Below are 15,355 nucleotides of genomic sequence, written 5' to 3'. Positions count from 1 at the left end.
AAGGCTGGGCACATTTAGCGATGCCCATGGACAACAACTTTAAAAAGCGCCTCGAAATCGAGGCGCTTTTTGATTTTTGTGAGGAGGCAGGATCAGTCAGCTACCGGAACCTCTTTCCAATTGAAGAGGTTATCTTCACCAGCCGACATGATGCGTCTGATCAAGTCGTCCTTGAACTCCTGAAACTTGCGTTGCTCCTCATCTGAGCCTTTGCGCGGCTGGAAAGTGATTACCATTTCGCGGAATTCGTCTGTAAAAAAACCTTCCTTCGGCCAAAGACCGATGCGCCGATCTTCGTATTCAAACTCGTAATAGAAGCGACCAACTAGCGCCAACGGGGCCTCTTCAGGCAAGTTTTCCGTAACCTCAGTGACGTTGGCAGCGTTGCGTGTAAGACCACGCAGCACCAGCTCAACACAGTCCTTCACACCGGGCCCCGGAAAACCGAGTTGAACCTTAACCCTGTTCCGTTCCAGCAATTCTCCATCTCTTGCCAGTTTGGAAAACGCAAAGCGGAACATGTTGAACATAAGTGCAGTTGCTATGATCTCATCAGGGCCTGCATAGGCGATCAGGTCATTGCGGGAGAAGCTGAGGGGGAGATCTCCCTCTTTCAGCTTGATGGAATGATCGTCGTAGTAGCGACATGTCATGGGTAGTCGTTCCTGATCAGAATTATTCAGATTGCGCCAAGGCGGTGGAAGCAAAAACAGATTTGATGTCAATCTCTTCGCGCATCATCTCGTTTGCGATCAGGAAGGCCATGTCGTCAGACAGAGATTCCAAATCTTCCTCGCTGAAGGTGGTGGTAAAGTCAGCCCATGCCGCAAGGCGCTTAGCATCGGCAATGGAAATCCCAGCTTCTTCGGCACCAAGCGCAATCGCTTCTTCAGGATTTGCTTCAATCCATGCCATTGCATCTCGGTGAACCTTGACAACACGTTCAACGATATCCGGGTGTGCTTCAACAAACTTGGTTGGAGCGGTCATGCCCAGCTTCGGTACAGCAAGGCCCCGAGAAGTTGCGACAATGTGAGCCCCCTGTTGTTCGGAGGTGATAACCGAACTCGCAGCCAGAAGCGCGCCATCAATCTGGCCAGCCAGCATTGCTGTTTGTGCCTTTGGGATACCCATTGAAACGAAATTCACATCGTCAACCGTGAGACCTTCGCTAACCAGACCTGCGACCAACAACTGGTGCAAGACGGTACCCTTCGGACCCGCAACAGTTTTACCCTTGAGATCGGCGAAAGACTGGATGCTCTCATCCTTGGAGACCAAAGCGAAGGTATCGGATGGGCGGGATACACCCGCAACGAACTGGATCGGGTTCCCCATAGCGTTGGATATCAGCACGGATGAGCTGTTCATTACCATGCCGAAATCGAGCGAGCCGGCTGCCATCGCCTGTGCCTGTTTTGCGCCAGAGGTGATTTTATGCCAGTTGATCTGGATATTGTCCTGCGCAAACTCTTTTTCCAGCAGCTCATGCCGCTTTGTGACGATGACCTGCAAGTTAAAGGGTGAAGTCACGTAGGAAACATTCAGTTCCTTGATATCGTTTGCCGATGCCGGCGCCGCGAACAGCGCCATTGCGCCTGCAATGGCGAGCGCTTTGAGGGTTTTAAACATAGGGTTGTTCCTGGTTGCTTCTCAATGGTGTGTCGATGAAAGGTGCCTTTGGGGTACCGTTGTTCAGTGCGGCTTCGATGCGGTCCTTCAAAGCACGCAAAGTGCCGTCTTGGGAGTGCCGCGGATGTGGCAAGTCCACAGCGATGTCAGAGCAGATCCGCCCTTGGTCCATCACCAAAATTCGGTCGGCGATGAGACTTGCCTCATCCAAATCGTGAGTGACGAAAAGGGTTGTTGTGGGCGTACTGATGTGCAGATCAAGCAGCAGGTTTTGCATTTCGGCGCGGGTAATGGCATCCAACGCGGCAAATGGTTCATCGAGCAGAAACAGCTCTGGTTCCAACAGCAACGCCCTTCCCAGTGCGACCCGTTGAGCCATGCCGCCAGAAAGCTCGGCAGGAAAACTGTTCAAAGTCTTCTCAAGTCCAAGACTGCCGAGGACGTTAATCACACGATCCCGTTTCGCCTGCTTGGACAGGTCTTTGCGGACGTGCAGCGCAAGCATCAGATTTGCCTCGACAGTGGCCCATGGCAAAAGCCTGTGATCTTGAAAGACAACGCCGCTGCGCCTCGATAAATCGACTGGATCGATGGAACCACGGTCCACGCTGCACAGACCTGCAAGTATATGCAGCAGCGTCGTTTTCCCGCATCCCGAACGCCCAATCAAAACCGTGATCTTGCTTCGATCCAGTGTTAGGGAGAAATTCGTAAGCACCGGATGGTTGCCTGTTTGCACCGCTCCCTGATCAAATCGCGGGAAATTCTTGTAGAGGTTGGTAAGGCGGATGACATCCATCAAAACACCCCTTTAAGCATACCTGAGCGGTTATCTTTCGGCAGCACGCGCAGGAAGATGGCATCCAGCAAAAGCCCGGTGGCCGCGATGGCAAAAATGCCAACAAAGATGCGGTCGGTTCGCGCCAGTTCTTCACTGTCGATGATCAGATAACCAAGGCCAGCGGCGGCGGCGATCATCTCAGCACCAACAAGTGCGCGCCACGCATAGCCGAAACCAAGGCGCAAACCAGTTAGAAGTCCCGGCATGGCGCTTGGTATGACGATGAACCAAGTTTGTTCGATGCGCGACAGGCGCAACGTTTTTGCCATCTCCAGAAGACGCGTGTCTGTGGAGGCAAGGGCTGTGCGTGCACTGAGGTAAATCGGGAAAAAGCTTGCCAGCACGATTATTGCCAGCTTTGAAGCCTCACCAATACCAAGCCAGAGGATCAGCACAGGAACCATGGCAAGCGGAGGCACAACACGGATCGCCTCCATAGGTACACTCATAATCCTTCGCACCACAGGGAGGCCATGATGCAAGGCCGCCAAGCTCAAAGCGAGGCTTGCAGAAACCGAAAAGCCTGTGAGCACGCGACTTACTGACACCAAAAGGTGGCGCTGCAGGTGTCCGCGCTCCCAAAGTTCAACGGCTGCAAGCCAAATCGCACTCGGTGAAGGCAGCAAATAGCTATTGGTTAAACCAAGTCGTCCGACAATTTCCCAAAGCACGACTATGACGATCGGCAGAGTTGAAACCAGCAACAGCGATCTGAGTTTCTGTTTGACTACGAAGCTGATAATCATTCCGATCTTGCAAAATTAAAGCTTCCAATCTGGAGCCGGTTAAATGACCGGATCATGTTTAGCTAAACCTGTAGGTGCAATTAAGTCGCAATAGCACTTATATCTAGAAACACGCATTGGGTTGTCACACCGAAACAAGCCCGTTGCCACTGCTCTTTCAAGAATCATGGCCCTATGGGCGGCTTGCCGTGTTAGGGAAGTTTGCGCACACCGCTCGTCTTTGTGAGGCTTCGACCAAAACGCCATGCTCTGTTTCTTTCGCCGTGCCCTCTTGTTGGCTGTCCTGCTGGCAAGCTTTCTCGCTGGATCAATCTCAGCCTTGGCTCAACCAACAAAACGCATTGGGGTGCTGGATGTCCTTGGTGCAAAGCACACTCTTGCCCGTTGGGCCGCCACGATAGAGGGCCTGGAGCAAGCATTTCCAGATATCACCTTCGAGGTCGAAGCGCTGGACATAAACGGCCTGGACAAGGCTCTTTCCGAGAACAGGCTGGATTTTGTCATCACAAATCCAGGCAATTACGCTGAACTCGAATACCGCCACCATATCAGCCGCATCGCAATGGTGCAGCGCGGTCAACCGGTCGCTTCGACGTTGGTCACGACGAGCGATTTTACCAGTATGGAAGATCTGGTCGGCAAGAAGCTGGCGGTGGTCTCCAAGGACGCTTTCGGCGGCTTTCACGTCATCATCTCGGAAATGGACAAGACCAACCCGTCCCTGCCACGCCGCATCGAGGTGATGGAAACCGGCTATCCCATGAATCTGGTTGCCGAAGCTGTACTGGACGGAAAGGCCGATGCGGCAGTACTGCGCACCTGCACTCTGGAGTTGTTGCAACAGCAAGACCCGGCTCGCTACAACTCGCTGCGGTCTTTCGCGCTGCGCCAGGACCAACCGACCGACTGCGCTATCTCCAGTCCGATCTTTCCCAACTGGCCGTTCGCCAAAACACCCAAGACGGACGCCGCCTTTGCCAAACAGGTGGCGGTGACACTTTTAAGCATCGAACAGGGGAATTTCTGGACCGTGCCTTTGGACTATCAATCAGTCCATGATGTGCTGCGGCAGTTGCAAATCGGCCCCTATGAGAGAACCTCCCCCATTTCGCTGCGCGAGCTTGTCGAGGATCATGGCGAATGGCTGATCCTTCTGGCCGGTGCGTTGATCTTGTGGGCGATCTATTCGGTACGCATTGAGACATTGGTGCGCAAACGCACTCTGGCTCTCAACGAGACCAACGAGAAGCTGCTGCTTGAAATGGACCGGCGCAAGCGTGCCGAAGAGGCCGAGCGCCAGCATCTTCGAGAGCTTGAGCATGTGGCCAGGTTGTCCATTCTGGGCGAAATGGCCTCCTCCATTGCCCATGAACTCAACCAACCATTGGCCGCCATTTCCAACTACGCCCAAGGCTGCCTGCTCCGGCTCAAGGCTAACAAATTCAGCGCCGACGATATGACGCTAGCCGCCAACGAGATCGCCCAGCAGACCGATCGGGCGGCAGAAGTCATCAAGCGCATCCGGGCCTTTGTGCGCAAGAAAGACACCAAACAGGTTCCTGTCAACGTCGCCGATCTGATTGCAGATTGCGCCGCTGTCTACGAAGCCTCAGCCAACCGCGCCGGGGTCAAGGTTGTGGTGGATATTGCCGAAGATCTTCCGCTATTGACCGTTGACCCCATTCAGATCCAACAGGTTCTGCTCAACCTAGTGCAAAACGCCATTGACGCCATGAGCGATGTGCCAGCGGAAAGACGCAAGGCGTTTCTGGTGGCCCGGCGGTACCATGACGGAACCGACGGCGTTTCAATCAGCGTGCGGGACTTTGGCCATGGCATGAGCGCGGAAGATCTTGGACATTTCGCCGAAGCCTTTTATACAACCAAGGCTGAGGGCATTGGATTGGGGCTCGCTCTGAGCCGCTCCATTCTGGAAGCGCATGGCGGGTCCATGCGTGCAGAAAGCCCACAAGACGGGGTCGGACTTGAGGTGGCCATCTGGCTGCCAACTGGAGAAAACCATGAATGATGGCGGGCTCATTCACATTGTCGATGACGACCGGGCAGTGCGTGACGGGCTCGGCTTCATGCTTTCCTCTCTCGGTTTCACCATCAAGACACATGGCTCTGCCATGGAGTTGCTTGAGGGGCTGGACGGATCCGTCGTGGGCTGCATTCTCGCCGACGTGCGTATGCCGGGCATGACCGGTCTGGAACTGCTGGTAGAGCTGGACCGGCGCAAATGCTCCCTTCCCGTAATCATCATAACGGCCCATGCCGATGTGCCCATGGCGGTTCGGGCGCTGCGCTCTGGCGCCATGGATTTCTTTGAAAAGCCCGTCAACGGGATGGCGCTGGTGGACTGCATCAACGAGGCGCTCGCCCATGCGCGCGCCAGCGCTGAGGCAGCCCACAAGAAAGCGGTCATAAACGGGCGCATCGAAGGCCTGACAAACCGCGAAGCGGATGTTGCACGCGCCATCATGGATGGCAAGCAGAACAAGCAGATCGCGGCGGACTTGGGAATCAGCCCCAAGACGGTCGAAATCCACCGCCACAACCTGATGGCCAAAATGGAAGCTACAACGCCTGCCGACCTTGTGCGGCAGCTTGTCACGGCTGGATGGGACCAGGTTTAGGGGGTAACCCCTAAAGGTCTTGGGTTTGGCCTGATACCCTGCATTTGCCCGCGTCTCTAGGCTGGTTCTTAAACCGGCCGCCCCTTTTCGCATTGATTTGCGCCGCAAAGGGACGGTCCTTGGGAGACCCTGCGCACCATCTCTCGCCTGTTTTGGCTCAAGCCGGGCATTGGCGGAGGGTGCGTCAGTGAAAGGACCAGCCATGGATAGTTCTCGCCGCCAATTTCTCGGATCGATCGGACAGGTAACCATTGGTGCTGCGGCAAGTATCGCCGGTGCCAACAGTGCCGATGCCGCGTCCGGTTCCGCGACTGACGCCACCAATGCAACCGGCCCGCACTGGGGCATGGTCATTGACTTGCGTAAATGTATCGGCTGCCAAGCCTGCACGGTCGCCTGCATCATGGAAAACGATGTGCCGGAAGATGCGTTGCGCACCAACGTTTCCGTTTACGAAGTGGTCAAGGAAGGGCGTGATCCGGCAATGGTCATGCTGCCTCGGCTTTGCAATCACTGCGATGAGCCGCCCTGCATCCCGGTCTGCCCGGTGGGAGCAACCTACAAGAAGGAAGGGACAGGCGAAGTGCTCGTGGATGCGTCCGTGTGCGTGGGCTGCGCCTATTGTGTTCAGGCCTGCCCTTATGACGCACGTTTCATCAATCACGAAACCCAGACCGCCGATAAATGCACATTCTGCGTTCACCGCACCGAGGCTGGCCTGCTGCCCGCTTGCGTTGAAACCTGTGTGGGCGGCGCGCGCATCTTCGGCGATTTGAACGATCCCGAGAGTACGGTGTCCCGTCTGCTGGCAGAAAATGACGTGTCGGTTCTGCGACCCGAAATGCACACGGCTCCGAATGTCTATTACATCCAGCTGGATGAAGCGCTGGACGGCCGGGTGGCCGGGGAAGCTGCATATCGCCCCATGGTCACCGATGCGCCTGAGTCTCACGGGGAGAGCGTCTGATGCAAATACATGAGCTTGTTGGCACAGTCCACGAGGCCGCATGGCTTCCTTGGGCAGTGCAGTATTTCTTCCTCATCGGTATATCGGCGACAGCTGTGTTCCTGACCTTTCCGGCTTTTGTTCTAGGTCGCCGCGCCCAGCTTCCCATTGCACGTCTTGCCCTGCTGACGGCGGTAACCACCGGCATCGCCGGCCCGGTCGCGCTGCTGGCCGACTTGCACCAACCAGCCCGTTTCTGGGAGTTTTTCGTCTATACAAACGCCACCTCATGGATGGCTTGGGGGGCATGGATCGTAATGTCCTATGTCATCCTTCTTCTGCTTTATGCTTGGGCTGTGCATCGCCCGGCCTTCTATCGCTGGGGAAAGGATAACTGGCGTTTTGCCTGGCTGTTCCGTCTTTTGTCATTGCGGGGAGAGGCAAACGGCTTTGCCCGCTCATTTGGCATCGGAGCTGGCGTCGCCGCACTCGGCATCCTGCTTTACACAGGCATGGAAGTGGCTGTGGTTCACTCCCGTCCGCTTTGGAACACCCCCCTGCTTCCTTTGCAGTTCGCAGCAACAGGTGCGGTTGGCGCGCTTGGAGTGATGCTGGTACTCGGGCGCTTTTTCGATACGGGCCCGACGATTGAAGCGTGGATGAACCGCCTGCTGGCCGCTGGCCTTGCCGTGGTAGCCGCGCTCGGCGCACTCTGGTTCCTCGTCGCCTTCTCGGGCCTATCGGCAAGCCACACGGAAGCGCTCGCGTCGGTTGCTGGTTTTCCGGTCTGGCAGAACATCGCCCTGTGGGCAGCCGCGGCCATTGTGATCCCGTTCCTCATCGCGATACTCGCTCCTGCAAGGTCCGGATGGGTTACCGGTCTCATCGCCATTCACGCGGCCTGGATGTTCCGCTGGACCGTCTTCATGGGCGGACAGGCCGTGCCGAAAGTGGGATCCGGGCTTTACGACGCGCTCATGCCCACCGGCCTTGAAGGCATGATGGGTGTGATTGGAACCTTCGGGCTCTGGATCTTCCTGCTCATCGTTTACACCACGTTCGTGCCATGGGACGAGGCTGATCTGCCGGGCGATCCGGCATCGATCCCCACGTCCGCCCCATCTTCTCGCACTGTCCAAGGATGAAACTCATGTCAACACGTCGCAATGTCTTGAAGGGCGCGGTCGCTACAGGAGCCTTGGGGGCCTTCGCTGTAGGGTATTCGGAAACCGTGAAAAAGGTTCTGCGGGGCAAATGGTCCGGAGAGCAACCGCGCAAGAATGTCACTGGCAATGCTCCGGATCCCGAATACCGGGTCACCGCGGACGGCCAAATCGAGCTCAATCCTGAACAGGCGGTCAGTTATGCCATGTGCATCGGCTGCACCTCCATGTGCGGGGTGCGAGTGCGGGTCGATAAAGCCAACAACAAGGTACTGAGGGTTTCTGGCAATCCGTATAGCCCGCTCAGCACCAACGAGTTCCTGCCCTATGAAACACCCGTGCGTGAAAGCCTTGCCGTGCTTGGCCAGTCCGGTAAGGGCGATGGTATGCTGCACCGATCCACTGCGTGTGGGCGGGGCAATGCGGTGCTTGAGCAACTCGACAATCCACGCCGGGTCCTCAAGCCCCTGAAACGCGTCGGCCCCCGCGGCTCAGGTCAATGGGAGACCATAAGCTTCGAACAATTGGTCGAGGAAGTGGTTGAAGGCGGAGACCTGTTTGGCGAGGGAAAAGTGGCCGGTCTCCGGGAAATCCGAGATCTGGAAACACCGATCAAGGCGGATGCGCCCGAGTTTGGGCCCAGAGCAAATGGCGTCGTCATGTTGAGCTCGGTCAATGATGGCCGCGACAACATGAACCTGCGGTGGCTGAAGAAAGCCTATGGTTCGACCAACTACGCCCGCCATGGCTCTTATTGCGGCGGGTCTTACAGGTCTGGCTCAGGTGCAATGTTCGGCAACGTGAAGAAAATGCCGCACGCCAAGCCGGATTTCGAGGAAGCCGAGTTCATCATTTTCATCGGAACGGCGCCAGGCAACGCAGGCAATCCGTTCAAGCGTATTGGGGCCCTTGTTGCCGAAGCGCGTAGCAGCGGCAAGCTGGATTATGTGGTCATCGATCCAGTGCTCAACAACGCCCAGAACGGCCCTTCCGGAGACAGGTCACGCTGGCTGCCCATCATCCCGGGAACGGATGGCGCGCTCGCCATGGGCATGATGCGCTGGATGTTTGAAAACGATCGCCTCAACAAGACCTATCTGGCCCAACCGTCCAAAGCAGCGGCAACGGCCGCAGGCGAGGCCAGTTGGACCAACGCCACCCACCTCGTCATCGTAGATGAAAACCATCCGCGCATGGGCAAGCTGTTGCGCGGCTCTGATGTGGGCATGAAACTGGCGGAAGGCGCCAAGCCATATGACGACAGCGACCCATATATGGTCGCCTCGGACAAGGGCCCCGTCCCTGTTGGCGACGGTCCTGCCCCTCTGTTCTTCAATGCACTCGTCAACGGCAAGGACGGCCCGATTGCCGTCAAGACCGGCCTCACCTTGTTGCGCGAGGAGGCCGAACGCCTGAGCTATGAAGAATACGCTGCTGCTTGCGGCATTCCCGTTGAGACCATTACCGGTCTTGCCAAGGAATTCACCAGCCATGGTCGCAAGGCCGCTGTCAACACCCACGGCGGCATGATGAGTGGCTCGGGTTTTTACAACGCCTTCGCACTGATGATGCTGAACACGCTCATAGGTAACCTGAACTGGAAGGGTGGCACCATCATGCTCGGCGGCTGGTATCCCGATACCAACGGGCCAGCTTATGATCTTGCCAAAGTCGTGGGCGGGGTAAAGCCCAAGGGTCTGCCCTTGGGCCGCAACGTGCCATATGAGAAGACCTCCGAGTTCAAGGCCAAGCAGGCCGCGGGCAAGCCCTTCCCGGCTGAGGGGCCGTGGTATCCCAATGCACCGGGACTGGCCACTGAATGGTTCTCCTCCATGATCAACGGCTACCCCTACAACATCGAGGCTTTGATCCTGCGCAACGCCAACCCCATCTATGGCATCGCAGGTATTGAGCATCTGGTGCCCAAACTGAAAGATCCCAGTGTGGTGCCGCTGATCATCTCGATAGACCCGTTCATCAACGAGAGCACGGCCCTTGCCGACTATATCGTGCCGGACACGGTGATGTATGAAAGCTGGGGCTTTGCCAAGCCGTGGAATGGGGTGCCAACCAAGATCACCACGGCCCGTTGGCCGGTGGTCGAGCCAAAAGTCGCCAAGACGAAAGACGGCGTGCCCATTGACGTGGACATGTTCCTGATCGCCACGGCCAAGCGCATGGGCCTTCCGGGCTTTGGCGACGCCGCCATTCCCGACAAGGATGGCATCATGCATCCGCTGAACCGGCCCGAGGACTTTTACTTGCGCGGGGCCGTTAATGTGGCCACGGTTGGCGGTTCGGCCGTGCCGGACGCCAGCGATGATGATCTGAAGGTCTCAGGGGTGGAGCGGATCCGTGACTTGCTTCAAGGCACGCTCAAGCCGGACGAGTGGCGCAAGGCGGCCACCATCTTTGCCAAGGGCGGACGCTACGAGAACAAGGATCTCAGCTACAAGGGCGAGAAAAGCGCACATCCCTACGGCAAGCCCATGCAGGTCTACAATGAGGGAGTTGGCAGCGCCCGTAGTGCTCTGACGGGTCGACGCTCACCAGGGGTTCCCACCTGGCGCGAGGCGGAGTTCGCCGATGGCAGCAAGGTGGCTGACATCTATCCGCTCAGCGAGTGGCCGGTCAAGGTCATCAGCTTCAAGTCCCCGCTGCACAACTCCTACTCTGTGGGAGCGAAGTCCCTCCTGCGGATCACGGCCTCCAACACGGTCAACATGGCCCGTGAACTGGCGGAACAACATGGCATCCAGAACGGCGATCAGGTTGTGCTCACATCGCCGGGCGGCAGTGTGCAAGGTGTCGCCGTTGTGCGAGATGGCGTAGCGAAAAACACCGTGGCCATCGAACACGGGTTCGGACATCGCGCGTTCGGGGCTTCCGACATCACCATCGACGGCGTGACGTTAGCTGGGGATCCTCGCCTTGCTACCGGCATGTTGCAAAATGACCTCGGCCTTGTCGATCCAACGCGTTCCAAGCCCGGAGTTTGGGTGGACCCTATCTCCGGTGCGGCCGTCCGGCAGGCTCTACCGGCGAAGATCGAGAAGATCGCCTGATCCCATCAAAACACGAGTTGCCGGTTCGAAAGACCGGCAGTTCGTCCCCACCAAGGCAGCGCAAGGAAGCATATGATGTCCTTTATCGACCCTCATGGGCGCAAGATCGACTATCTCCGGCTCTCCCTCACGGAGCATTGCAACTTGCGCTGCTTTTACTGCATGCCCGCAGAAAGCAAATGCACTGCGCATTCCAGCAGTCAACTCACCTTTGACGAGATTGAAAGGGTGGTAGCGGCGTTTGCCGCCTTGGGCGTTTACCGCCTGCGCCTGACCGGAGGCGAACCTTTACTGCGCAAGGGGGTGGCAGAACTGGCCGCGCGACTTAACGCCGTGCCCGGCATCGAAGATCTGTCCATGTCCACCAATGCAATGCTCCTTGCACACCATGGTGCCGCATTGCGAAATGCGGGCGTTTCCAGGCTCAACATCTCGCTTGACAGTTTGAACCCGGACCGCTTTGCCCGTATCACCCATGGTGCCCGGCTGGAAGACGTTTTTGCCGGGCTGGAAGCGGCAAAACACGCCGGTTTTTCTCCCATCAAGATCAACATGCTGGTGATGAAGGGGATCAACGACGACGAGGTCGTTGACATGGCCCACTACTGCCTCGATCAGGGGTTCACCCTGCGCTATATTGAAACCATGCCCATGGGCGCTGGCGGCCAACAGGCCTTTTCCCACTATCTGCCTCTGGATGTGGTGAAGGACAGGCTCGCCGCCCAATTCCAACTGGTAGAAGACATCGCCTCGGGTGGCGGTCCCGCGCGTTATCTGCGCATTCCCGGCTCCAAAACGCAGATCGGCTTCATAACTCCGCTGTCCCGGCATTTTTGCGCCACCTGCAACCGCGTACGGTTGGGGGCCGACGGCACACTCTACATGTGCCTTGGCAACACGCATTCGGTTGCTCTGAAGCCCCATCTCCGGCAGGGCATTTCCGAAAGCGGTCTTGTCGAGGTGATCCAAAACGCCTTGGCAATCAAACCGTTGCGGCACAACTTTGAACAACAAGCGGGGCAGATCAATAGGGCCATGTCAGCTACCGGCGGCTGACATCAATCAAATTGGCGAGATCAAGGGGCGTTCGTTCCAGTCAAGGTTCGGTCACCCCTTGATCAGTTCACATTGGAAACCGACACGGATGGTTTACGCGCGACGCTTTGTGGCGCTGTCCATCCATACCGCCAACAACAGGATCCCGCCCTTTACAACGTATTGCCAAAAGGTTGGGACGTTCATCATGCTCATACCGTTATCCAGTGATGCCATGATGAACGCGCCAATGACCGCACCAACTACAGTACCGACCCCGCCAGCCAGACTCGCGCCACCAATCACGCAGGCGGCGATTGCATCAAGTTCGGCCATGTTACCTGCAGACGGAGAACCCGCCCCAAGGCGAGAGCTCAGGATAAGCGCGGCAACACCCACAAGCAGACCATGCATGGTATAAACACGAAGCTTGGTCTTCTCGACATCGATGCCAGACAGGCGACTGGCTTCGACATTGCCGCCAATCGCGTAAACACGGCGCCCAAAGGTTGTCTTGGTGGCAACGAACGTTCCGATCAACATAAGCGCAGTGAGAATGAGTACTGGCGTCGGTACGCCGCGGTAATCGTTCAGCAACAACACGATACCTAGAGAAAACACTGCGATCACGGCGTACTTTGTGAACGCCATGCCCTGCGCTTCATTCTGAATGCCATACTGAGTGTTTTGACCTCTGACCCGTTGCTGCCAGATCATGTAGGCAGCCAGCACACCGACAGCCAGAACCATGCTGAACATGTCGGGAAGGTAGCTTTGTCCGATTATCGACATGGCGTTGGAGGTCGGGGCAACGGTCGTGCCATCGGTAAGGCCGATCAGGATGCCGCGAAACGCCAGCATTCCAGCGAGGGTCACGATGAAGGATGGCACCTTTCGATAGGCAACCCACCAACCATTCCAAAAGCCCAAAATCAACCCGGCGGCGAGGGTAAAAACGATTGTCAGTGACAGCGGCAATCCAACCCATACATCCAGAATGGCCGCTACGCCGCCCAACAGACCCATCATGGACCCAACAGACAGATCGATTTCACCGCTGATGATCACGAAGACCATTCCGATGGCCAGAATGCCAGTGATCGCGGTTTGACGAAACAGGTTGGAAACATTGCGCGTTGTCAGATAGCTGCCATCTGTCATGAAGTAGAAAAACACCATGATGATGATGATGGCAAACAGCATCACCAACACCTGAAGGTTCATGGGCTTGAGCTTTTCCAGCAGGTCCTGATTGGCTCCGTCCGCCGATTTGCTCGTTGCCTGTTGCTCACTCATTGTGCTGTTCCTTCTGAAAGGGCGCAATCCATGATGATTTCTTGCGTGAGATTTTCGTTTGGCAGGTCGCCCTTGATGACGCCCTCGTGCATGACCAAAACGCGGTCGCTGATGCCAAGTACTTCGGGCAGCTCGGAGGAGACCATGATGATGCTGATGCCTTTTTTGACGAGTTGAAACATCAACCGATAGATTTCGTATTTAGCACCCACGTCGATGCCGCGCGTGGGCTCATCAAGGATGAGAACATCCGGGGTGGACAACAGGAAACGCGCCAGAATGGCCTTCTGCTGGTTGCCCCCCGACAGGTTACGGATTGCCAGCTCGGGTCCCGGTGTCTTTACCCGCAAGCTGGCTATGGATTGTTTGATGGCGTTTGTTTCCTTGGCCATGCTCAGCATGCCATAGTTGGCAAACTCGTTGAGATAGGCCAGCGTGATGTTCTGCCCCACACTCATAATGGGTACGATCCCGTTGCGCTTGCGATCTTCCGGCACCATGGCAATGCCCTGCACCAACGCTTCACGGGCACTGGCAAGCTTCAACGGCCTGCCGTTCAGCTCGACACCACCCTCATGATTGCCCCGATAACAACCGTAGATGCACTCCATTAGCTCTGTTCGCCCGGAACCGACGAGGCCGGAAACGCCGAGTATCTCACCCTTGCGCAGTTCGAAGCTGGCGTTGACGACCTTCTTCATGCGCGGATTGGAAATATCCCAGGCGTTGATCGGGCCAACCTTGAGAATAACCTCGCCAATGTCATGATCTTCTCGCGGGAACAATTGCTTCATTTCGCGGCCGACCATCATTGTGATGATGTCGTCGGTAGTCATGGTGCTGGCAGGTTTGGTGGCGATGTGCACGCCGTCGCGGATCACACAGATATCGTCGGAAATGTGTTTCACCTCTCCCAGCTTGTGAGAGATGTAGATGCAGCTCACCCCACTAGCCCGCAGTTCCTGAACCAGATCCAGAAGGATTGCGGTTTCAGACTCCGTCAGCGGTGCAGATGGCTCATCCAGAACCAAAACTCTGGCCTTCTTGGAAAGTGCCTTGGCGATCTCCACCAGTTGTTGCTGGCCAACGCCCAGATCGCCCACTTTCGTTTGCGGTGACACATCAAGCTTCACGCGTTTCAGGAGTTCGGCCGTGCGCTTGTGCATCGCCGGAAAATCCATCAGCCCCTTGGTACTGATTTCCGCACCAAGGAAGATATTCTCAAGGATGCTCAGCTCCTTTATCAGTGTCAGCTCCTGGTGGATGATGGCGATCCCAAGCTTCTCAGTATCCTTGATTGTTCTGGCTTTGACCTCCTCTCCTTCGAACAGGATCTGGCCTTCATAGTCACCATGGGGATAGATGCCGCACAACACTTTCATGAGTGTTGATTTACCCGAGCCGTTTTCTCCGCACAGTGAAAGGATTTTCCCCGGTTCGAGGCGGAGATCCACCCCGTCAAGCGCTTTTACAGGCCCAAAACGCTTTACGATACCGCGCATTTCAATCAGGTTTGCCATTCCCACCTCCCATGCCGAGCGCCGGAGAGGCGCCCGGCTTGCATGACCTTAATTGTAAACGTTTTCCTTGGAATGGAAGCCGTCGGCAATGACGGTGCTATCGAGGTTGTCCTTGTAAACGGCAACTGGGGGCAGCAGGTAGCTAGGGCCTGTTGACAAAGTGGGTTCCCAAATCAGCTGAACTGTGATTCAAGACTGTCTTTTAGGAGGCAGCCTTGGCACGTGGCGATTTGACAGACGCGGAATGGGAATTGATCGAAGCGTTGCTTCCGTCAGAGCGGGGCCGAAAGTCCCGTCCAGCTCAGGATAACCGCCGTTATCTGAATGGTATGCTACATGTGCTGCGCGTTGGCTGCCCCTGGCGCGACATGCACGAGCGCTACGGGAAATGGAATTCGGTCTATGTGCGCTTTCGCCGGTGGGCAGAGCAAGGCGTCTGGGATGGTCTGCTGGAAACGCTGGTGGATCTCGG

The 15,355-nt window shown here is 56.6% G+C and carries 13 protein-coding genes; 7 read left to right on the top strand and 6 right to left on the bottom strand.

Annotated elements, in window-relative coordinates; translation table 11 throughout:
- Nucleotides 1–92 precede the first annotated feature (92 nt).
- From G512_RS22210 to G512_RS22980, 4 genes are read right to left on the bottom strand one after another with little or no spacing between them, the layout of a single operon-like run.
- Nucleotides 93–653 (bottom strand): hypothetical protein, encoded by a 561-nt coding sequence (locus tag G512_RS22210; protein WP_028482270.1) that lies wholly within the window; start codon nt 651–653, stop codon nt 93–95.
- Nucleotides 654–675: 22 nt separating this feature from the next.
- On the bottom strand, nt 676–1,632 hold the full coding sequence (locus G512_RS0114065) for an ABC transporter substrate-binding protein (RefSeq protein ID WP_028482269.1): 957 nt from the start codon (nt 1,630–1,632) through the stop codon (nt 676–678).
- A complete protein-coding gene (locus tag G512_RS21220; RefSeq protein WP_051269380.1) occupies nt 1,625–2,431 on the bottom strand; it encodes an ABC transporter ATP-binding protein in 807 nt (268 codons plus the stop codon). Before G512_RS21220 ends, G512_RS0114065 begins: the two co-directional genes overlap by 8 nt.
- The gene (locus G512_RS22980) at nt 2,431–3,219 is read right to left on the bottom strand and encodes an ABC transporter permease (RefSeq protein WP_051269378.1); all 789 of its coding nucleotides are present in this window, start codon (nt 3,217–3,219) and stop codon (nt 2,431–2,433) included. The genes G512_RS21220 and G512_RS22980 overlap by 1 nt, the downstream gene beginning before the upstream one ends.
- 319 nt (nt 3,220–3,538) lie before the next feature.
- On the opposite strand from G512_RS22980, the gene G512_RS21210 reads away from it, so the two are divergent.
- The 6 genes from G512_RS21210 (at nt 3,539) to moaA (ending at nt 12,088) form a co-directional block, all read left to right on the top strand.
- Nucleotides 3,539–5,248 carry a sensor histidine kinase gene (locus G512_RS21210; RefSeq protein WP_162143385.1) on the top strand — a complete coding sequence of 570 codons (1,710 nt, stop codon included), beginning with the start codon at nt 3,539–3,541 and terminating at the stop codon, nt 5,246–5,248.
- The gene (locus G512_RS0114045; protein WP_028482268.1) at nt 5,241–5,858 is read left to right on the top strand and encodes a response regulator transcription factor; all 618 of its coding nucleotides are present in this window, start codon (nt 5,241–5,243) and stop codon (nt 5,856–5,858) included. The genes G512_RS21210 and G512_RS0114045 overlap by 8 nt, the downstream gene beginning before the upstream one ends.
- Before the next feature lie 202 nt (nt 5,859–6,060).
- On the top strand, nt 6,061–6,825 hold the full coding sequence (gene dsrO, locus G512_RS0114040) for a sulfate reduction electron transfer complex DsrMKJOP subunit DsrO (protein ID WP_028482267.1): 765 nt from the start codon (nt 6,061–6,063) through the stop codon (nt 6,823–6,825).
- Nucleotides 6,825–7,949, top strand: coding sequence for an NrfD/PsrC family molybdoenzyme membrane anchor subunit (gene nrfD / locus G512_RS21205; protein WP_073833204.1), 1,125 nt, complete (start codon nt 6,825–6,827; stop codon nt 7,947–7,949). The genes dsrO and nrfD overlap by 1 nt, the downstream gene beginning before the upstream one ends.
- Nucleotides 7,950–7,954: 5 nt before the next feature.
- A complete protein-coding gene (locus tag G512_RS0114030) occupies nt 7,955–11,032 on the top strand; it encodes a molybdopterin dinucleotide binding domain-containing protein (protein ID WP_208975021.1) in 3,078 nt (1,025 codons plus the stop codon).
- A 72-nt stretch (nt 11,033–11,104) separates the two neighbouring features.
- Nucleotides 11,105–12,088, top strand: a complete 984-nt coding sequence (moaA, locus tag G512_RS0114025; RefSeq protein WP_028482265.1) for a GTP 3',8-cyclase MoaA — start codon at nt 11,105–11,107, stop codon at nt 12,086–12,088.
- A 93-nt stretch (nt 12,089–12,181) separates the two neighbouring features.
- On the opposite strand, the gene G512_RS0114020 is transcribed toward moaA, so the two are convergent.
- Nucleotides 12,182–13,363 (bottom strand): sugar ABC transporter permease, encoded by a 1,182-nt coding sequence (locus G512_RS0114020; protein WP_028482264.1) that lies wholly within the window; start codon nt 13,361–13,363, stop codon nt 12,182–12,184.
- Nucleotides 13,360–14,883, bottom strand: coding sequence for a xylose ABC transporter ATP-binding protein (locus G512_RS0114015; RefSeq protein ID WP_028482263.1), 1,524 nt, complete (start codon nt 14,881–14,883; stop codon nt 13,360–13,362). Before G512_RS0114015 ends, G512_RS0114020 begins: the two co-directional genes overlap by 4 nt.
- A 215-nt stretch (nt 14,884–15,098) precedes the next feature.
- On the opposite strand from G512_RS0114015, the gene G512_RS0114010 reads away from it, so the two are divergent.
- Nucleotides 15,099–15,355: transposase (locus G512_RS0114010; protein ID WP_028482281.1), on the top strand; the 257-nt coding region annotated here is incomplete at its 3' end.

The organism is Pseudovibrio exalbescens DSM 16456, from assembly GCF_000422785.1.
In the GTDB taxonomy this organism is placed as follows: domain Bacteria; phylum Pseudomonadota; class Alphaproteobacteria; order Rhizobiales; family Stappiaceae; genus Pseudovibrio; species Pseudovibrio exalbescens.
The sequence above is the reverse complement of the archived record's forward strand: the minus strand, read 5'-3'. Positions and strand labels throughout refer to the sequence as shown.